Raw genomic sequence first — 19,729 nt, 5'->3', positions numbered from 1 at the left:
ATGAGCACGCGGGCGCGGCTCATCCGACATTCCAAGGCTCAGGCCAGCTGTCGCGTCTGCCCCAGCAGCGGCGAATGCGACGGCAGGTGAACGCGCAACGCACCCGCTCGCGCCTCGAAACGGTTTGCTTCGCCGCTCAGGGGTTCGCCGTCGAGGTTGATATTCAGCCCCTGCGCCGACTTGAGCTCCACCCACGGCAGCCGCGCCCGAACGAACATGTTGTCGAGGCCCAGACCGCCTTCGAGCAGGCTCTTCAGGGTGCTCACCACCTCCTGGGGCGCTGGCAGAATGCTGATGTCCAGCAGCCCGTCATCGGCCAGGGCTTCCGGGCACAACGGATGGCCACCGCCCGCCTGACGACCGTTGCCGATCCCCAGCGCCAGCATCTCGCCCTTCCAGTGAAAGTCCGGGCCGTTGAATTCGCCGTAGGCGGCTTTCAACTCACTGAAGCGTGTGAGGCCGGTGAACAGATAGGCCGCACCGCCGAGGATCTTTTTCAGGTCTTCGGAGGTGTTGGCGGTGACCTGGCTGCCAAACCCGCCGGTGGCCATGTTGAGGAACATTTGCCCGCCCACGGCCCCCATGTCGACCGGGCGCGCCGGTACGTCCAGCAGGTCGAGGGCCTGATCGGGTTCCAGCGGCACGCCCGCCGAACGGGCGAAGTCGTTGGCGGTGCCCAGCGGCATGATCACCAGGCTGGCGTCGACTTCAGACAGCGCCAGCGCCTCCGCCACGTCCCGCAGCGTGCCATCGCCGCCACCGGCGATGATGTGCCGATGACCGGCCTCCAGCCCCTCACGTACCAGGCGCTGGGCATCCCCCGCTTCCCAGGTCACGCGCACGTCCAGTTCCCAGCCATGTTTGCGCTTGCGCTCCACCGCCTCGCGGACATCCTCGTTGAGCGCCTGCTTGCCGTGAAGAATCAGTAATGCCCTGCGCGCTGTCATATCCCTTCCTTCTACCTGTACGAATTGATGCGTGATGTGTTGACCGCGCCCGCTGCAAAAAAAGCCCGTGGGGGAAAAATCTTTTGAGCCAGTGTCCCGGATGAGAGACGTTTTAAATACCTCCGGACAGCCGTGAAATGGCAGGTCGAGAGCCCAGTGATGGCAAAAAGCCTTGCGCGGCAGGGACTTAGACAAGGCTGCTCCTCCTCTGCCCTGCGCCCCGATGCTGCCACTGCCACAGCCCTTACGGTCAGTGCCCCGCAAATAAGGGACGAGAGGCGTTAATTCTGCGTTACAGACCCTTGAAATGCATCGGAGGAAAGCGCTTAATCGACAAATAATTGGCTAATTTGACCGGCCCTGAATTAAAAGTCAGTAAATTGACTTTTAACCGATTGGCCTGGCATGCCGCCGAGTCATTGATTCACGGATCGAAAAGGCGAGAAACGACATGCAACTGATTCCCTGCATTATTGCTGGCGGCGCCGGCACCCGGCTGTGGCCTGTTTCACGGGAGGCGATGCCCAAACCCTTCATACGCCTGCCGGACGGCGAAAGCCTGCTGCAGAAGACGTTCAACCGCGCCAGCCAGCTGGACGGCGTTGGAAGCGTTCTCACCGTCACCAATCGGGATGTGTATTTCCGCACTGTCGATGACTATCGGCTGCTGAACAAGCACCAATTGGCGCTCGAGTTTCTGCTCGAGCCGTTCGGCCGCAACACTGCCCCTGCCATCGCTGCGGCGGCGCTGCACGTTCAGGCGCGCTACGGCGACGACGCGCAGCTGCTGATCCTGCCGGCTGACCAACTCATCAGTGACGTCGCCGCCTTCGAGACGGCCGTGCAAAGCGCACGCAAACTGGCCGACGAAGGCTGGCTGGTGACGTTCGGGCTGATTCCCTCCCGCGCAGAGACCGGTTTTGGTTACATCGAGAAAGGCCAGGCCCTCGGTGGCGAGGCCTACCAGGTCGCGCGCTTCGTCGAGAAACCCGACGCCGTCACTGCCCAGAACTATCTCGCAGGCGGTCTGCATTTGTGGAACGCCGGGATGTTCTGCATGCGCGTCGATGTGCTGCTGAACGAAATGGACACTCACGCGCCGGAAGTGCTGGCCGCCGTGCGCCATTGCCTGTCGCAGTGCAACACCAAGGAGGGCCGCAACGAGCTGCAGATCGAACTGGACAGCACGACCTTCGCCCAGGCACCGGACATTTCCATCGATTACGCGTTGATGGAGCGTTCGCAGAAGGTTGCGGTGGTGCCCTGCGAGATGGGCTGGAGCGATATCGGTTCGTGGCGCGCCATTCGCGAGCTGGCCCCGGCGGATGAAAACGGCAACCAGTGCAACGGCCAGGTGGTGCTGCACGACGTGACCAACTGCTACATCGACTCGAAAAAGCGCCTGGTGGGTGCGGTGGGTCTGGACAACCTGATCATCATCGACACGCCGGATGCTTTGTTGATCGCCGACGCCGATCGCAGTCAGGAGGTCAAGATCATCGCTCAGGAGCTCAAGCGTCAGGGTCATCCGGCGTATCTGTTGCACAACACCGTTACCCGGCCGTGGGGGACTTATACGGTGCTTGAGGAGGGCAAGCGCTTCAAGATCAAGCGCATCGTGGTGAAACCGCAGGCGTCTTTGTCGCTGCAGATGCATCACCACCGCAGTGAGCACTGGATTGTGGTCAGTGGCATGGCGCGCGTTACGAATGGCGAGAAGGAGTTCATGCTCGACACCAATGAGTCGACGTTCATTCAGCCCGGCCACACCCATCGTTTGGTCAATCCGGGGGTGATTGATCTGGTGATGATCGAGGTGCAGAGCGGGGAGTATCTGGGGGAAGACGATATTGTCCGGTTTACCGATGTGTATGGGCGGGTGCCTGAGGCTGCGAAAGCTTAGGCGTAGCCTCATTAGATCAAGATCAAGGGCGTCTGCCTGGGGGCAGACTGTTTCGCCTTCGGCGAGTTACTTTTAAAAAGCACTAAAAGTAACCAAAAGTGCCTGCTCTCGGTTGGGCCCGACTTCGTCGGGTTCCCTCACTCCGACGACGCTCCGTGGGCCCGCGCCGAACGGACATCCATGTCCTGACGGCGCTCTCGCGGCATCCATGCCGCTCGGCCCACTGCGCGTCGTCTGCGTTCGGCCTGCACCAAAGTCGCGATTGGTGTCGTCTGGGCATCATGTGTTTGAAGATCAAGATCAAAAGCAGATCAACAGCTTCCCGGCTGAAGCCGGTCCCACCACAGACCGCGCGCTCCCGTAGGACCGGCTTCAGCCGGGAAGCTTTTGATCTGCTTAAACGCGCCTTTGATCTTGATCTTCATACAAAAAAGGCTCAAACACCGCTAATCGCGACTTGGGTGCAGGCTGAACGCAGGTCTCGCGCAGTGGGCCGAGCCGCAGGGATGCGGCGAGAGCGCCGTCAGGACATGGATGTCCGTTCGGCGCGGGCCCACGGAGCGAGACCGGAGTGAAGGAACCCCGACGCAGGAGGGGCCCAACCAGGAGCAAGCACCCTTGGTTACTTGGGGTGCTTTTCCAAGTAACTCGCCGAAGGCGAAACCGAGGCCGTTAGGCCGACGCCCTTGATCTTTTTTACAGCGCCCCCGCGCCCTTGCCGCCCTTGACGTACTCAATAAACCTCATCACCGCCGGCGCCTTCTCGTGGCGTCGGTGGATCAGCGACAACGACGAGCTCGGCTGACAATCCTCAATCCGCCGATACACCACATTCGGCAAACGAATATGATCAACCACCGACTCCGGCACCACCGCCACCCCCTGCCCCAGACTCACCAACGCAATCACCGACACCAGCCCTCCCGGCTGCGGACCCAGCGTCGGCGCAAAACCGCCGTGGGCCGCCACCTCCAGCGTGCCGGAAATCTGCTCGGGGAGAATGAACGTCTCGTTCTGCAGATTCACCGCAGTGATGACCTTCAACTTGCCCAGCCACGAACTGTCCGGCAGCGCCAGGGCGAAACCCTCCGTCAGCAACTCCACGGCGCTCAAGGCATCCGGCAGCTGCATGGGAGAACGGATAAAACCCACGTCCAGCCGCCCCTCCTCGATCAGCCGCGGCAGCGTCGGCATCAGGTGCTCGTTGATGCTGAATTCAACCGCCCCATAGCGCTGCCGAAACTGACTGACGTGTTGCTGCAACACCCCGGAAAACACCGCTGAGGCGACGTAGCCCAACTCGATCCTGCCGGCCTCGCCACGGCCGGCGCGCTGGACGTTGTACTGCGCGGTCTCAAACTGCCGCACCGCAAGCTCCGCCTCGATCTGCAGCGCGCGCCCGGCCTCCGTCAGCCTCACCTCCCGCTGTTCCCGCAGAAACAGTCGGGTGCCCAAGGCATTTTCCAAGTCCTGAATCTGACGCGTCAGCGTCGGCGGCGCGATGCCCAACTGCTCGGCCGCGCGGGTGAAATGCCGATGGCGGGCGACCGCCAGAAAGTAGCGAAAATGGCGGATTTCCATGGAGCGTTACCTGGCAGGTAATGAAAACGCGAGGCGCGGGTAACAGAGCATAGGGCATATCCGCTTACTCTGTTGCGGCGAAGCACCACCCCGCCCCACTTCTTCACCACCCGCGTTAGTCCGCACCTAACAGCTTTCGGAGCGCCCGCCCATGTCTCGACCCAGCCCCCGCATGACCCTGCTCACGGCCTCCGGCGTGTGCGCGCTGATCGTGCTCGACACCAATATTGTCGCCGTGACCCTGCCGAGCATCGCGCGGGACCTGAATGCCGGGTTCGCCGACATCGAGTGGGTCGTCAGCGCCTACATGCTGGCCTTCGCCGCGCTGCTGCTGCCGGCGGGCAGTCTGGCCGATCGCTTTGGCCGCAAGCGCATGCTGATCACCGGGCTGGTGCTGTTCATTCTGGCCTCGCTGGGCTGCGGCGCGGCGCCGGACATTCTGTTCCTCGACATCGCCCGGGCGATCAAGGGCGTCGGCGCGGCGCTGCTGCTGACCTCGGCGCTGGCGACCATCGGCCACGTTTTCCACGATGAAGCCGAGCGCGCCAAAGCCTGGGCGTTCTGGGGCGCCTGCATGGGCGTGGCCATGACCGCCGCGCCCACGGTGGGCGGGCTGATCGCCGACCTGATTGGCTGGCGCTGGATTTTCTACCTGAACCTGCCGGTGGGGTTGGGCTTGCTGCTGATGGTGTTGCGTAACATCGAGGAGTCGCGCAACGAGCAGTCGGCGCGTCTCGATCCGTGGGGCAGCCTGTTTTTCAGCGCCAGCCTGCTGAGCCTGATCTGGGGCCTGATCGAAGCCAACCGAATCGGCTGGGACCACCCGCTCACGTCCATCCGTCTGGCAGCGGGGGCCGTGCTCCTCGTGCTGTTCGTCATCGCCGAGCGCCTGCAACGGCGGCCGATGGTCGATTTGCAGCTGTTCAACTACCCGCGCTTCATCGGCGCCCTGCTCGGGATGTTCGCATACGCCGGCTGCGCCCAGGTGATGATGACGTTGCTGCCGTTTTACCTGCAGAACGGCCTGGGCTTTAGCGCCATCGGCTCGGGACTGGGCATGCTGCCCTTCGCGATCACCATGTTGCTGCTGCCGCGCTTCGGGCCGACGCTGTCACGGCACCTGTCGCCGGCCGCCATGATGGCGCTGGGCCTGACCCTCGTCGGCATCGGCAACCTGCTGTGTGCCTGGGCTACAGGGATTGGCGGCTACCCGGCGTTCGCGGCGGCGATGGCGGTGACCGGTGCGGGCGCGGGCTTGCTCAATGGCGACACGCAGAAAAACATCATGGCCTGCGTGCCACGGGAACGCACCGGCATGGCGTCGGGGATGAGCACGACCATGCGTTTCAGCGCGATCATGCTGGCGATCGGCGTCTACGGCGCGCTGCTCGCCAGCCACACCCTCGGTTCGCTGAAAGACTCACTGGCGACTGTCGCGCCCCGTCTTCTCGATCAGGCCGAGCACATCGCCTCACGGGTGGTGGCCGGCGACATGCACGCCGCGCTGCAAACCATGGATGCCGGCGCGCGGGGCATGATTGAGCCGCTGGCCCGGGATGCCTTCGTCTCGGGCTTCGGCTCGGTGCTGTGGGTGGCAGGTCTGATCGCGCTGTTCGCGGCGGTGCTGGTGGGCACGTTGATGCGCAAACCGATTCCGCTGATGCACCTGAAAACCGCCTGATCGACGGAACCGATCAGGCCAGCGTCAACGGGCAGCGAGGGCCCACACCCGGGCGATATCCCGCGCGCGGTCTTGGAGCAACGTCGCCGCGTTGGCGCAGGCGAATTCCAGCGTCATCGGCCCGCTGGTCACCGCGAACGCGGCGCTGATGCCGTGGGCATAGAGGTCGGCGTAGCCCTCGCCCAGTGTCCCGGCCAGCACAATGACCGGCACGTTGTGGCGCTGCGCTACCCGCGCGACGCCGAACGGCGTTTTGCCGCGCAAGGTCTGGGCGTCGAAACGGCCTTCGCCAGTGATCACCAGGTCTGCACCCTCCAGCGCCTCGGCCAGCCCGGTCAGGTCGGCCACCACCTCCACACCGGGGCGGAACGACGCGTTCAAATAGGCCTTGGCCGCGAAGCCCATGCCGCCTGCTGCGCCGCTTCCCGGATATTCGCTCTCGTCGCGGCCCAGCGCCTGAGCCGAGTGCTCGGCGAAATGCCCCAGCGCTGCGTCCAGCGCCAGCACCTGTTCGGGCGACGCGCCCTTCTGCGGGCCGAATATGTGCGAGGCGCCTTGCATGCCGCAGAGGGGATTGTTGACGTCGGCGGCGACTTCGAACTGCACGCTGTTCAAGCGCGGGTCGAGCCCGGTCAGGTCGATTCGCGCCAGTTGCGCCAGGGCCAGACCACCGGCCGGTAGGGCCTGGTCGTCGTGATCAAGAAAGCGCGCGCCCAGCGCCGAGAGCATGCCAGTGCCGGCATCATTGGTCGCGCTGCCGCCGATGGCCAGAATCACCCGCTCGGCGCCGGCATCCAGAGCGGCCTTGATCAGCTCGCCGGTGCCGAATGTGCTGGTGGTGGTTGCGTCGCGCTGGTCCAGGCTCAGCAGTTGCAAACCGCTGGCCATGGCCATTTCGATGATCGCCGTGCGCGTTTCGGCCAGCCACCCCCACTGTGCCTGCACCGATTGAGTCAGCGGTCCGCTGACCTGATTGCTCATCCATTCACCGTCGCACGCCGCCAAGACCGCTTCGATGGTGCCCTCCCCGCCATCGGCCATCGGGCACTCGACCAGTTCTGCGTCTGGCCAGACATCCCTCAGCCCGCGGGCAATGGCTTGGGCGACACTCTGGGCGCTGAGGCTGTCTTTGAACGAGTCCGGGGCGATGACGATTTTCATATTGTTCTCCTTGTCTGAGGGCCGATCTTCGCACCGTGGGGCGACTTTACCGCCTTACGCATGCACAACAGGTGTCTCTCTCGGTTGTTCATACGAACAAAGCCGCGAAAGCCTCTTACCTGACCACCATCTGCGCGCCTGCCAGCTTAGGGGACTGATTTATTTACAGCGCTTCACCGTAAATCAATCTGTCCCCGCCCCCCAAAAGTCCCTCACCTGGCCACCATCTGCGCGCCGAGGTACAGGCGCAAGAGATCTTCGGTCCGGTAGGGATCACAACCGGTCAGTTCGGTGATTTTCTCAAGCCGGTAACGCAGGCTGTTGCGATGGATGCCCAGCGCGTCGGCGCAGGCCTGGCTTTCGCCGCTGTAATCGAACCAGGCGCGCAGGGTGTCGAGCAATTGCGGGTTGTCGAGCAGGCGCTGGATCGGCTCGGCGATGCCTTCGGCCAACCAGTCGTGGCGGTTGCGCCAAAACAGCAGCGCGACGCGATGGCTGCCCAGACGCAGGAGTTTGACGGCCGGCCGCAGGTGGCGTGCGTATTCGAGCAGGTCGCGGGCGGCGGTGCACGCGGCGCGCAGGGAGGGGAGGTCTGACGATGGCTCGACGGTCGCCATGCGCTGAACGGGCCAGCCCTGCTCGTCGAACAGCTCCAGCAACAAGGCGTCGTCACGGTCCTTGCCCAGCGCGCGGCACCAATAAATCAGACCCGGCTCGCACGGCAGGCACCAGCTGTTGGCGTAGCGCCCCGACAGCCACGCACTCATCGCAGCGGCATAGGTCGCGTCTTCAGGCAGTTCGAGCAACACGGCCTGGCGCGGCAACTGCGGCTGCAGACCCAACTGTTCAGCTTCGGCGACCAAGTGGGCAGCGCTGTCGCCGAGCAACAACCGCGACAGCAAGTCTTCACTGCGCTGATGCCGCCACTGCTGATCAGCCTGCTGACGTCGATGCTCCATGAGCATCTCGGCGGTCATCTTCACCAGTTCCGCGTAGACCCGCACCTCATCCGGCTCGCCGGTGATACCGAGCACGCCGATCAGTTTCTGATCCAGCATCAACGGCAGATTCACCCCCGGGCGCACGCCGTCGAGCTGCCGCGCCGTGTGCGAATCGATCTCCACCACGCGGCGGTTGGCGAGGACCAGTTGCGCCCCCTCATGCCGGGTGTACAACCGCTCCGCCTCGCCGCTGCCAATGATGATGCCCAGGTAATCCATGACATTGACGTTGCACGGCAAAATCGCCATCGCCCGGTCGACGATGTCCTGGGCGAGGGCGTGGTCAAGGGCGAACATGAGGGGTGGCTGCACAGCAAAGGGAATGAGGGTTCATACACATCAGGTCTTGTTTTTGTGGGTGGTGGGGAGTCTGCCTGAATTTTTCCAAGACTTCTCGCGCCAGTCCTGAGTGCATCGATATCCAACAGCGAGAGGCCGTGGCAGAGTGCGACCGTACCTTTATGGCCCTATCGAGTAATGCCTATTTATGTTGAGAACTGCCATCAAAAAGCTGCACCGTGTCACCCTCCTCCTCTGCGCCATGACCCTTCAGGCCTGCGCCTCCAGCGAGCCGCCTTTGGGGCAGGCGAGTTTTGCCGAGTATCGCCAGCAGACCATTGACTGGATGCAGGAGAACCGCACCTTTCAGACGACCGATCACCCTGCCGAGATCGAATGGAATGCGCCTCGGGAATGGCGACCCAAAGCGCCAGCCACACGGGGGATTCTGTTGGTCCATGGCTTGGGCGACTCGCCCTGGTCGTTCAATGACGTCGGCGAGGCGCTCGCCGCGCAGGGGTTTCTGGTGCGCACGGTTTTGCTGCCGGGGCATGGCAGCAAGCCGGCGGACATGCTGGGGGTGACGCTCAAGCAGTGGCAGCAGGTGGTGCGCGAGCAGACGCAGCTTCTTGAGCGGGAGGTGCCGACGGTGTATCTGGGCGGGTTTTCGACCGGGGCGAATCTGGTGCTGGATTACGCCTACGAGCACCCGAATATCGCTGGCCTGGTGCTGTTCTCTCCGGCCTTCAAACCTGCCAACACCTACGCCTGGGTTACTCAATACATCGGCTGGTTTCGCCCGTGGCTGGCGAAGCCGGATGATGGCGTGCGCCCGATGCAGACGCCGGTCCGCTACCTGAACGTGCCCACCAACGGGTTCGCCCAGTTCTATCGCAGCGCGCTGCTGGCGCAGAAGCATCTCGACAAAGGGGCCTACGACAAGCCGGTCTTCGTCGCCATCACCGAGCACGATTCGGTGCTGGACACCGGTTACGTGCTGGACACCTTCAACGCGCGCTTCATCCACCCCTTGAGCCGACTGATCTGGTACGGCAACGAACCGGCACCGGGGCAGAAAAACCCGAAGGTAGTGGTCCGCAACGACTTCCTGCCCGAATACCGCATCGCCCGGTTCTCGCACATGGGGCTGATGTTTTCCCCGGCAAATCCGCTGTATGGGGTAAATGGCACTCAGCGGATCTGCTGGAACGGCCAGTCATCCGCCGACATGCAAAAGTGCCTGAATGGCGAGCCGGTGTGGTATTCCGATTGGGGCTATCGAGAGCCAGGCAAGGTCTTCGCGCGGCTGACGTTCAATCCGTATTTCGAGTGGCAGTCGGGGGTGATGATGGAGGTGCTGGCGTACCCATAGTGGGACCGCGCACGCTTCGTAGGACCGGCTTCAGCCGGGAAAAGGCCGGTGTGAGCGCCACGAATTTTGCGGTGTGACGCCCGACGCTTTCCCGGCTAAAGCCAGTCCTACAGGATGACCGCGTTCAAACAGTGGGACCGGCTTCAGCCGGGAAGAGGCCGGTGTGAGCGCCACGAATTTTGCGGTGTGACGCCCGACGCTTTCCCGGCTAAAGCCAGTCCCACAGGATGACCGCGTTCACATAGTGGGACCGGCTTTAGCCGGGAAGAGGCTGGTGTGGGCGCCACGAATTTTGCGGTGTGACGCCCGACGCATTCCCGGCTAAAGCCAGTCCCACAGGATGACCGCGTTCACATAGTGGGACCGGCTTCAGCCGGGAAGAGGCCGGTGTGAGCGACACGAATTTTGCGGTGTGACGCCCGACGCATTCCCGGCTAAAGCCAGTCCTACAGGATGACCGCGTTCAAACAGTGGGACCGGCTTCAGCCGGGAAGAGGCCGGTGTGAACGCCACGAATTTCGCGGTGTGACGCCCGACGCTTTCCCGGCTAAAGCCAGTCCTACAGGACGACCGCGTTCACATAGTGGGACCGGCTTCAGCCGGGAAGAGGCCAGTGTGGGCGCCACGAATTTCGCGGTGTGACGCCCGACGCTTTCCCGGCTAAAGCCAGTCCCACTGTTTGACCGCGTTCAAACAGTGGGACCGGCTTCAGCCGGGAAGAGGCCGGTGTGAGCGCCACGAATTTTGCGGTGTGACGCCCGACGCTTTCCCGGCTAAAGCCAGTCCTACAGGACGACCGCGTTCAAACAGTGGGACCGGCTTTAGCCGGGAAGAGGCCGGTGTGAGCGCCACGAATTTTGCGGTGTGACGCCCGACGCTTTTCCGGCTAAAGCCAGTCCTACAGGACGACCGCATTCAAACAGTGGGACCGGCTTTAGCCGGGAAGAGGCCGGTGTGAGCGCCACACATTTCGAGCGATAAAGACCTTCACTCAACCGGCGCCAGCCGTTCTCGGCTGTTGCTCAGGTGCGTCCACATCGCGGCGCGGGCGGCGTCGGGGTCCTGGCGGCGGATGGCGGCGAGGATGGCTTCGTGTTCGAGGTTGGCCAGATACGCACTGTGGGTGAGGCTCGCGCCGGCCCGCTCGCTGGTGGCAATGCGGCTGCGGGGTATGACGGCGATGCCGAGGTTCTGCAGGATCTCCACGAAATAAGGATTGCCGGTCGCTTCGGCGATCAGCAGATGAAAGCGCCGGTCCGCTTCGACGCAGCTGTCCTCCTTGGCCAGCAGGTCCTGATAATCATCCAGCGCGGCGCGCATCGCCGTCAGCTGGGCCTGACTCCGGCGTTGCGCGGCCAGGGCGACGGCCTGGGTTTCCAGGCCCATGCGCAGCTCTATGATGTGCCGCACACTGAACGCCGTCTCCACCTTCAGGTGCAGCCCGCTCTGCTCCGAACGCGCCAGCACGTAGGTGCCTTTGCCCTGATGGGTCTCGACCAGCCCGGACGCCTGCAATTTGGAAATCGCCTCACGCACCACCGTGCGGCTTACGCCGTGCTCGCGGACAATCTCGCTCTCGGACGGCAGTTTCGCGCCGGGCGCAATGGTGCCCATCAAAATCCGCTGACTCAGGTCGGTGACCAGGTCCGTCGCCAGGCTGTGTTGGCGTCGCTTGGGTGGCAAGGGTCCGGTGCTGTTCAAAAAAGGTCGTCCTATAAGTATTGAAATAACGACGGCTGGCAACGCCTGCCGTCCACTTGTATTTTCCTGACACCCCAGGCTCGTCACTCGTATCAAACCACTCGCTGGAAACCCAGGGCGAAACGACCGGGGCCCTTGGAAACACAGCCACTCAGCACCCCATACCCACTCATCCAACTTGTCAGACAAGCGAGACTAGCCCGACGAAATACTTCCCGCAAGCCCCGCAAATACGGTTGCCAAGGCGATCATTACTTGTATGATGACTGGCAACAGGGCCTACACACCTTGTCACACACAACTTGCTTAATTACCCGCATAAAAATAATCAGTGGGAGTTACCAGAGTGAACACATCCTCATCACGGGCGGATGACGCCACCGATTCCGTCCTGCAATCGGCGGTCTCGAAAGTCAAACGACACATCCTGCCGCTGTTCGTCATCATGTTCATCGTCAACTACATCGACCGGGTCAACATCGGCTTCGTGCGTAGTCACATGGAACATGACCTGGGTATCGGCGCGGCCGCCTACGGCTTCGGTGCCGGCCTGTTCTTCATCGCGTATGCGATGTTTGAAGTCCCCTCCAACATCCTCCTGCAGAAAGTCGGCGCGCGCATCTGGCTGACCCGCATCATGCTGACCTGGGGCATCGTCGCGGCGTGCATGGCGTTCATCCAGACCGAAACCCACTTCTACATCCTGCGCTTCTTGCTGGGCGTGGCCGAAGCCGGGTTCTTCCCGGGCGTGATCTACTACTTCACGCGCTGGTTGCCCGGCGTCGAGCGTGGCAAGGCCATCGCCATCTTCCTCAGCGGCTCGGCCTTTGCGTCGGTGATCTCCGGCCCGCTCTCCGGCCTGCTGCTGCAGATCGACGCGCTGGGCTTCCACGGCTGGCAGTGGATGTACTTCATCGAAGGCATGTTCTCCGTCGGCCTGTGCTTCTTCGTCTGGTTCTGGCTCGACTCCAAACCCCACGACGCGAAATGGCTGACCGAGGCCGAGAAAGACGCCCTGGTCAACACCATCGACGCTGAACAGAAAGCTCGCGAAGCGGCCAACCCGGTCAAGCTGTCCATTGGCAAGCTGCTCAAAGACCCGCAGATCATCCTGTTCTGCCTGATGTACTTCTTCATCCAGCTGACGATCTACGCGGCGACGTTCTGGCTGCCGAGCATCATCAAGAAGATGGGCGATCTCACCGACTTCCAGGTCGGTCTGTTCAACTCGATCCCATGGTTCATCGCCATCGTCTGCATGTACGGTTTTGCCTCGCTGTCGGCCAAGTGGAAACACCAGCAGGCTTGGGTCGCCGTTGCCCTGTTGATCGCGGCGGCCGGAATGTTCATGTCGACCACGGGCGGTCCGGTGTTCGCCTTCGTCGCCATCTGCTTCGCCGCGATGGGCTTCAAATCGGCATCGTCGCTGTTCTGGCCGATCCCCCAGGGCTATCTGGATGCACGGATCGCCGCCGGCGTCATCGCGTTGATCAACTCGGTGGGCAACCTCGGCGGCTTCGTTGCGCCGACCACCTTCGGCATCCTTGAACAGCAGACCGGTTCGATCCAGGGCGGCCTTTATGGCCTGACCGTCACCTCGATCATCGCCGCCATTCTGGTGTTTACCGTGCGCACGACGCCCAAGCCCGGCGCGGTGCCGGTGGCCAAGGTCGACGTCACACCCAGCCACACTTGAGCCAAGCGCTTGGGCCCTGAGCTCTGAGCAATGAAGACCGTAAAGACAGCGCCCCCGCCGCGCTGGGTACTCACAAGGATTTAGACATGAACACACAGCATTCCGGCAGCACCCCCGTCATCACCGACATGCAGGTCATTCCGGTGGCCGGCCACGACGACATGCTGCTCAACCTCAGCGGCGCCCACGGTCCGTATTTCACCCGCAACATTGTCATCCTCAAGGACAACGCCGGCCACACCGGCGTGGGTGAAATCCCCGGCGGCGAGAAAATCCGCCAGACCCTCGAAGACGCCCGGTCCCTGGTGGTCGGCAGCAGCATCGGCAACTACCAGAAGATCCTCAACGACGTGCGCCGCAACTTCGCCGAGCGCGATGCCGGCGGTCGCGGCCTGCAGACCTTCGACCTGCGCATCACCATCCACGCGGTCACCGGCATTGAAGCTGCAGTGCTGGATCTGCTCGGTCAGCACCTTGAGGTGCCGGTCGCGGCGCTGCTCGGCGAGGGCCAGCAGCGTGACGAAGTGAAGATGCTCGGTTACCTGTTCTACGTCGGTGACCAGACGAAAACCAACCTGCCCTATCGCACCGAAGCCGACGCGGACAACGAGTGGTTTCGCGTCCGCCACGAAGAAGCCCTGACCCCGGAAGCCGTCGTGCGTCTGGCCGAGGCGGCTTATGCGCATTACGGTTTCGAGGACTTCAAGCTCAAGGGCGGCGTGCTCAGCGGCGATGCGGAAATCGAAGCGGTGACGGCGCTGGCCGAACGTTTTCCGAAAGCGCGCATCACCCTCGACCCGAACGGCGCCTGGTCACTGAAAGAAGCGGTGCGTCTGTGCCGCGATCAGCACAAGGTGCTGGCCTACGCCGAAGACCCCTGTGGCGCAGAGAACGGTTACTCGGGCCGGGAAGTGATGGCTGAATTCCGTCGCGCCACCGGCCTGCGTACCGCCACCAACATGATCGCCACCGACTGGCGCGAAATGGGCCATGCCATCCAGCTTCAATCAGTAGACATCCCGCTCGCCGACCCGCACTTCTGGACCATGCAGGGTTCGGTGCGCGTCGCGCAGATGTGCAACGAATGGGGCCTGACCTGGGGCTCGCACTCCAACAACCACTTCGATATCTCCTTGGCGATGTTCACCCACGCGGCCGCCGCTGCGCCGGGCAACATCACCGCCATCGACACCCACTGGATCTGGCAGGACGGCCAGCGCCTGACCAAGGCGCCGCTGCAGATCATCGGCGGCAACGTTCAGGTGCCGAAGAAGCCCGGGCTGGGGGTCGAGATCGACATGGACCAGGTGGCCAAGGCCCACGAGCTGTACAAAGGCATGGGCCTCGGCGCGCGGGATGACAGCGTGGCGATGCAGTTTCTGGTGCCCAACTGGACATTCAACAACAAGCAGCCTTGTCTGGTTCGCTGATTCAGTGATTTCAACCGGTCAACCTCCCACTGGACGGGCCGGTTAACAGATTCACCTAAACTGCCAAATGGCGACCGGCGCGTAACCCCTTGCGCGCCGTTTTTCTTCATCATCTGCTGTAGCGGCCGCGTGCTACTGTTCGCGCATCTCACTGCCGTGAATTCCTCTATGTCCCGCCTTGCCAAGACCCACCCCCGCCTGACCATCGCCACCCTTGTGGGCGTCGCTGCCGGTATCGCCAGCGCGTTCGTCGCCCCCGACATTTCAGTGATCAGCAAATGCCTGATCGGCTGGAACGTCGCCGGCTGGCTGTACATGGCGATGATCATGCGCCGCACCTTCAAATCCAGCGCGGAAGACGTGCGCCGGGTGGCCGAAATCGAGGACGAAAACGCCGGCGTGGTGCTGTTCGTCGTCTGCGTGGCGGCCATTGCCAGCCTGGCGGCGATCATCCTCGAGCTGGCCGGCATTCAGGACATGAAGGACGCCGATAAAGCGCTGCATTACGCCTTCACCGGCTTCACCATCCTCGGCTCCTGGCTGCTGATCGGCGTGGTCTTCAGCCTGCACTACGCCCGAGTGTTCTACACCTGGAACGGCGACAAGCCGGCGTTGCGCTTTGCCGATGGCGAAGAGAACCCGGACTACTGGGACTTTCTGTATTTCTCCTTCACCTTGTGCGTTGCGGTGCAGACCTCCGACGTCGGCGTCGCCACGCGCGGCCTGCGCAAAGTGGTGCTGGCGCAGTCGCTGATCGGGTTCGTGTTCAACACCTCGATTCTGGGGTTCTCGATCAACATCGCGGCGGGGTTGTTTAACTGACATTCAGCGCAGGTACCGGCACCTTCACGAGCAAGCTCACTCCCACACACGGACTTCCAGACCGCCCCGCGCAGGCGTACTGTGACCGCCACAAATCCAACATCGCTGCTGAACGAGGCCTCGCTCAATGACTCAGGATTCCGGGCTGAAGATTGCCGTACTCGACGACTGGCAATCGGTCGCCGAACACGTTGTGGACTGGACCGTATTGCAGCGGATCGGCGAGGTCAGTTTTCTCCATGACTACCCGGCGGATACCGACGCCATGGTCGCCCGCCTCAAGGACTTTCAGATCCTCTGCGTGATGCGCGAGCGCACGGTTTTCGATGACGCCCTGCTCAGTCAGCTGCCGAACCTTAAACTGCTGGTGACCGGCGGCATGCGCAACGCGGCGCTGGACCTCAAGGCCGCCGCGCGCCTGGGCATCACCGTGGTCGGCACCGACAGCTATAAGTACGCGGCGCCTGAACTGACCTGGGCGCTGATCATGGGCGTGACCCGCAACCTGGTCGACGAAGCCAATTCCCTGCGCGCGGGCGACTGGCAGATCGGCATCGGCAGCGACTTGTACGGCAGGACCTTGGGCATCGTCGGGCTGGGCAGCATCGGCCAGAAAATCGCCCGCTACGGCAAGGCTTTCGACATGAAGGTGATCGCCTGGAGCGAGAACCTCACCGCTGAACGGGCCGCCGAGCACGGCGTGACCTACGTCAGCAAGCAGGAACTGTTCGAGCAAGCGGACGTGGTCTCGGTGAACCTGGTGCTCAGCGAGCGCAGCCGCGGGCTGGTCGATGCCGATTCGCTAAACCGCATGAAGCCGACGGCGTATCTGGTGAACACCGCCCGCGGGCCGATCGTCGACGAGGACGCGCTGATCGAGGTGCTCAAACAGAATAAAATCGCCGGCGCCGCCCTGGACGTTTACAGCGTCGAGCCGCTGCCCGCCGATCACCCGTTTCGCACGTTGCCCAACGTCCTGGCCACACCCCACGTGGGCTACGTGACCGAGAACAACTACCGGATGTTTTTCAGCCAGATGATCGAGGGCATTCAGGCCTGGCACGCCGGCGCGCCGATCCGCGTGTTGGCCTGACCGCGAACCGACTCATTGCCCCAAGACTCACTGCATCAAGGACTCAGATGATGACCACGCCGCTTTTCCGATTGCCCTCCGACCCACGCGCCGCGTTGCTGGTGATCGACATGCAATATGACTTCATGCCCGGCGGCGCGCTGGCCGTGGCCGAAGGCGATGCACTGGTGCCGTTGATCAACCGCCTCGGCGCGCAGTTTCGCAACGTGGTCATGGCCCAGGACTGGCACCCGCGCGGGCATGTGTCGTTTGCGTCGAGCCACGCCGGGCGCGCGCCGTTTGACAGCATCACCCTGCCCTACGGCGCGCAAACGCTGTGGCCCGATCACTGCGTGCAAGGCAGCCACGGTGCCCGGTTGCACGCCGACCTGGACATCACCCACGCACAGTTGATCCTGCGCAAGGGCTGCAACGCCGGCATCGACAGCTATTCCGCGTTTGTCGAAGCCGACCGCACCACGCGCACCGGGCTGGCCGGCTACCTGAGCGAGCGTGGCATCGACAGCGTGTTCGTGGTCGGCCTCGCCCTGGATTTCTGCGTGGCCTGGACCGCGCTGGACGCCAGGACGGCGGGTTTCAACACCTGGGTGATCGCCGATGCGTGCAAGGCCATCGACCTGAACGGCTCGCTGGACCAGGCCTGGAAAGACATGGCCCTCGCGGGCGTCAACCGGATCGACAGTGCAGAGCTGACTGACTGACTGAATACATTGCCGACACTGGGAGCGTGACCGGGGTGGCGCTCCACTTTGCTCACGAAGAGGCCGGGACATTTAGCCACTTACTCTGTGGGCTGAAAGTAAGTCTTCGCGAGCAGGCTCGACTCCCACAGGATGGTGGACTGACTCAATATTTCGGCCCGTTCCTAGGACCTGTGGGAGTGAGCTTGCTCACGAAGAGGCCGGGTCATTCAGCCACTTTCTCTGTGGACTGAAAGTAAGTCTTCGCGCGCAAGCTCGACTCCCACAGGATGGTGGACTGACTCAATATTTCGGCCAGTTCCTAGGACCTGTGGGAGTGAGCTTGCTCACGAAGAGGCCGGGACATTCAGCCACTTACTCCGGCGGCTGAAAGTAAGTCTTCGCGAGCAAGCTCGACTCCCACAGGATGGTGGACTGACTCAATATTTCGGCCAGTTCCTAGGACCTATGGGAGTGAGCTTGATCACGAAGAGGTCGAGACATTTACCCACTTACTCTGGCGGCTGAAAGTAAGCCTTCGCGAGCAAGCTCGACTCCCACAGGATGGTGGACTAACTCAATATTTCGGCCAGTTCGTAGGACCTGTGGCAGTTTTTAACCCTCCCACATCGCAAAGCGCTTCAACCCTTCCCCCTCCATCCGGTAGCGCACCCACTCGTCCTGGGGCTCGGCGCCGATCGATTTATAGAAGTCGATCGCCGGCTGGTTCCAGTCCAGCACGCTCCATTCCAGACGGCCGCAGCCGCTGTCGTGGGCGATCCGGGCCAGATGGCGCAGCAGCTTCTTGCCCGCGCCGACACCCCGCTGCGCGGCCGACACGTACAGATCCTCAAGGTACAGGCCCTTGCGACCCAGCCAGGTGGAGTAGCTCAGGAAGTACACGGCGAAACCGATGGGCTGGCCATCCAGCAGACAGATCAGCGCCTTGGCCGGAGAGGCTTCGTCGAACAGACTGCGCTCGATGTCGGCGACACTGGCCTTGACCTCGTGCTCGGCTTTTTCGTAGATCGCAAGCTCGGTGATGAAGCCCAGAATGACGGCGGCGTCGGCACGGGTGGCGTCGCGAATGAGAAGGGTCAAAAGAGGTTCTCCCACATCAATGAAAAGGCTGCCGCCGTTGGCGAACGACGGGTAACGGATTGTGTCTCAAGCAGCAGCGCCGCGCAGCAAGCATGTGCAAGCGAACCGTCGCCTCCCGAGCACTCTTGAACCGAGCACTCTCCCAAAGAACACGTTTCAACGTGCACTGACACCCAAAGGATCGCCATGGAACACGAACCAGACGGCAAGACCCCCGGCCTGACGCCGGAAGAAGAACGCGACATCGACGAAAATCAGCCTCCCCGGGCCGCCGTCCTTCACGAAACCATCCGCATGCAGGGCGATCAGGAGCTGGAGCGCAACGTCGCTGCGCTGTTCTGGTCGGCCCTCGCGGCCGGGCTGACCATGGGCCTGTCCCTGATGGCGATGGGGTTGTTGAACTCGCGACTGCCCGATGCCGAAGGTTTCAAAGTCATTGCCAGCCTCGGCTACAGCGCAGGGTTTCTGGCGGTGATTCTTGCTCGTCAGCAACTGTTCACCGAAAACACCCTGACTGCCGTGTTGCCAGTGATGAGCAAACCGACGCTGAACAATGTCGTGCGTCTGTTGCGGCTGTGGACCGTGGTGCTGGTGGGCAACCTGTGCGGCACGTTGCTGGTGGCCTACGTCATGCTGCATCTGCCGATCTTCGACACCAAGACCGATCAGGCCTTCCTCGAAATCGGCCGCAAGGTGATGGAGAACGACACCTGGCAAATGTTCTCCAAAGGCATCATTTCCGGCTGGATGATCGCCACCATGGTATGGATGATCCCGTCCATGGAAAGCGCGAAGATCGGCATCATCGTGATGATCACCTACCTGATGGCGCTGGGGGATTTCACCCACATCGTCGTTGGCTCGGCTGAGGTGTCTTATCTGGTGTTCGCCGGCGAACTGCCGTGGAAGGATTTCTGGATGATCTTCGCCGGCCCGACACTGGCCGGTAACATCATCGGCGGCAGCTTCATTTTCGCCTTGATCAGCCATGCGCAGATCCGCAGCGAAGGCGAAACGCCGGACAAGAAAGGCAAAAAGAAAGCGCTGGACGAAAAGCTGAAGCAAGAGCTGGGTCAGCCCAAAGCAGAATCGGATCGCAAAGGCGCGTAAGGCAACTGTAGGAGTGACCGGGGTGGCGCTCCACCTTGCTCGCGAAGCGTCCGACCAGACAAAACATGGTCGCATGACGGAATGCATTCGCGAGCAAGCTCACTCCCACTAATCGACAGCACGATCAGAATTCTCCAGCGTGCCCCTCCCCTCGGCTAGCACCAAAAAGTC

General features: G+C 62.5%; 15 protein-coding genes. 9 read left to right on the top strand and 6 right to left on the bottom strand.

Annotated features, from left to right (window positions below; genetic code table 11):
* Positions 1-38 precede the first annotated feature (38 nt).
* Positions 39-947 carry a lipid kinase YegS gene (yegS, locus tag M1E04_RS09510; protein WP_065988588.1) on the bottom strand — a complete coding sequence of 303 codons (909 nt, stop codon included), beginning with the start codon at positions 945-947 and terminating at the stop codon, positions 39-41.
* A 451-nt stretch (positions 948-1,398) separates the two neighbouring features.
* On the opposite strand from yegS, the gene M1E04_RS09505 reads away from it, so the two are divergent.
* Complete coding sequence (locus M1E04_RS09505) at positions 1,399-2,850, top strand: mannose-1-phosphate guanylyltransferase/mannose-6-phosphate isomerase (protein WP_456292839.1); 1,452 nt, start codon at positions 1,399-1,401, stop codon at positions 2,848-2,850.
* 696 nt (positions 2,851-3,546) lie between these two features.
* Here M1E04_RS09505 and M1E04_RS09500 read toward each other — a convergent pair.
* A complete protein-coding gene (locus M1E04_RS09500; protein ID WP_369320101.1) occupies positions 3,547-4,431 on the bottom strand; it encodes a LysR family transcriptional regulator in 885 nt (294 codons plus the stop codon).
* A 151-nt stretch (positions 4,432-4,582) separates the two neighbouring features.
* On the opposite strand from M1E04_RS09500, the gene M1E04_RS09495 reads away from it, so the two are divergent.
* Entirely contained in the window at positions 4,583-6,112 is a 1,530-nt protein-coding gene (locus M1E04_RS09495; RefSeq protein WP_456292838.1) for an MFS transporter, read from the top strand.
* Positions 6,113-6,136: 24 nt separating this feature from the next.
* On the opposite strand, the gene M1E04_RS09490 is transcribed toward M1E04_RS09495, so the two are convergent.
* The gene (locus M1E04_RS09490; protein WP_456292837.1) at positions 6,137-7,273 is read right to left on the bottom strand and encodes a glycerate kinase; all 1,137 of its coding nucleotides are present in this window, start codon (positions 7,271-7,273) and stop codon (positions 6,137-6,139) included.
* Between the two features lie 212 nt (positions 7,274-7,485).
* Positions 7,486-8,571, bottom strand: a complete 1,086-nt coding sequence (locus tag M1E04_RS09485) for a CdaR family transcriptional regulator (RefSeq protein ID WP_456292836.1) — start codon at positions 8,569-8,571, stop codon at positions 7,486-7,488.
* A 190-nt stretch (positions 8,572-8,761) separates the two neighbouring features.
* Here M1E04_RS09485 and M1E04_RS09480 point away from each other — a divergent pair, with 190 nt between their 5' ends.
* Positions 8,762-9,925, top strand: a complete 1,164-nt coding sequence (locus M1E04_RS09480) for an alpha/beta fold hydrolase (RefSeq protein WP_456292835.1) — start codon at positions 8,762-8,764, stop codon at positions 9,923-9,925.
* A gap of 987 nt (positions 9,926-10,912) precedes the next feature.
* On the opposite strand, the gene M1E04_RS09475 is transcribed toward M1E04_RS09480, so the two are convergent.
* Positions 10,913-11,626 carry a FadR/GntR family transcriptional regulator gene (locus tag M1E04_RS09475; RefSeq protein ID WP_065988595.1) on the bottom strand — a complete coding sequence of 238 codons (714 nt, stop codon included), beginning with the start codon at positions 11,624-11,626 and terminating at the stop codon, positions 10,913-10,915.
* Positions 11,627-11,972: 346 nt separating this feature from the next.
* On the opposite strand from M1E04_RS09475, the gene M1E04_RS09470 reads away from it, so the two are divergent.
* From M1E04_RS09470 to pncA, 5 genes are all read left to right on the top strand, one after another.
* Positions 11,973-13,322, top strand: a complete 1,350-nt coding sequence (locus tag M1E04_RS09470) for an MFS transporter (protein WP_065988596.1) — start codon at positions 11,973-11,975, stop codon at positions 13,320-13,322.
* An 86-nt stretch (positions 13,323-13,408) separates the two neighbouring features.
* On the top strand, positions 13,409-14,752 hold the full coding sequence (gene gudD, locus M1E04_RS09465; protein ID WP_456292834.1) for a glucarate dehydratase: 1,344 nt from the start codon (positions 13,409-13,411) through the stop codon (positions 14,750-14,752).
* Positions 14,753-14,920: 168 nt separating this feature from the next.
* Positions 14,921-15,574 carry a DUF1345 domain-containing protein gene (locus tag M1E04_RS09460; RefSeq protein WP_065988598.1) on the top strand — a complete coding sequence of 218 codons (654 nt, stop codon included), beginning with the start codon at positions 14,921-14,923 and terminating at the stop codon, positions 15,572-15,574.
* 127 nt (positions 15,575-15,701) lie between these two features.
* Entirely contained in the window at positions 15,702-16,667 is a 966-nt protein-coding gene (locus tag M1E04_RS09455) for a D-2-hydroxyacid dehydrogenase family protein (protein WP_455915055.1), read from the top strand.
* Between the two features lie 50 nt (positions 16,668-16,717).
* Positions 16,718-17,368, top strand: a complete 651-nt coding sequence (pncA, locus tag M1E04_RS09450; RefSeq protein ID WP_456292833.1) for a bifunctional nicotinamidase/pyrazinamidase — start codon at positions 16,718-16,720, stop codon at positions 17,366-17,368.
* 594 nt (positions 17,369-17,962) lie between these two features.
* On the opposite strand, the gene M1E04_RS09445 is transcribed toward pncA, so the two are convergent.
* The gene (locus tag M1E04_RS09445; protein ID WP_369320093.1) at positions 17,963-18,448 is read right to left on the bottom strand and encodes a GNAT family N-acetyltransferase; all 486 of its coding nucleotides are present in this window, start codon (positions 18,446-18,448) and stop codon (positions 17,963-17,965) included.
* Between the two features lie 186 nt (positions 18,449-18,634).
* On the opposite strand from M1E04_RS09445, the gene M1E04_RS09440 reads away from it, so the two are divergent.
* Positions 18,635-19,558, top strand: a complete 924-nt coding sequence (locus M1E04_RS09440) for a formate/nitrite transporter family protein (RefSeq protein ID WP_065988602.1) — start codon at positions 18,635-18,637, stop codon at positions 19,556-19,558.
* Positions 19,559-19,729 lie beyond the last annotated feature (171 nt).

The sequence above is a fragment of the Pseudomonas sp. AK106 genome, from assembly GCF_053903055.1.
The sequence above is the reverse complement of the archived record's forward strand: the minus strand, read 5'-3'. Positions and strand labels throughout refer to the sequence as shown.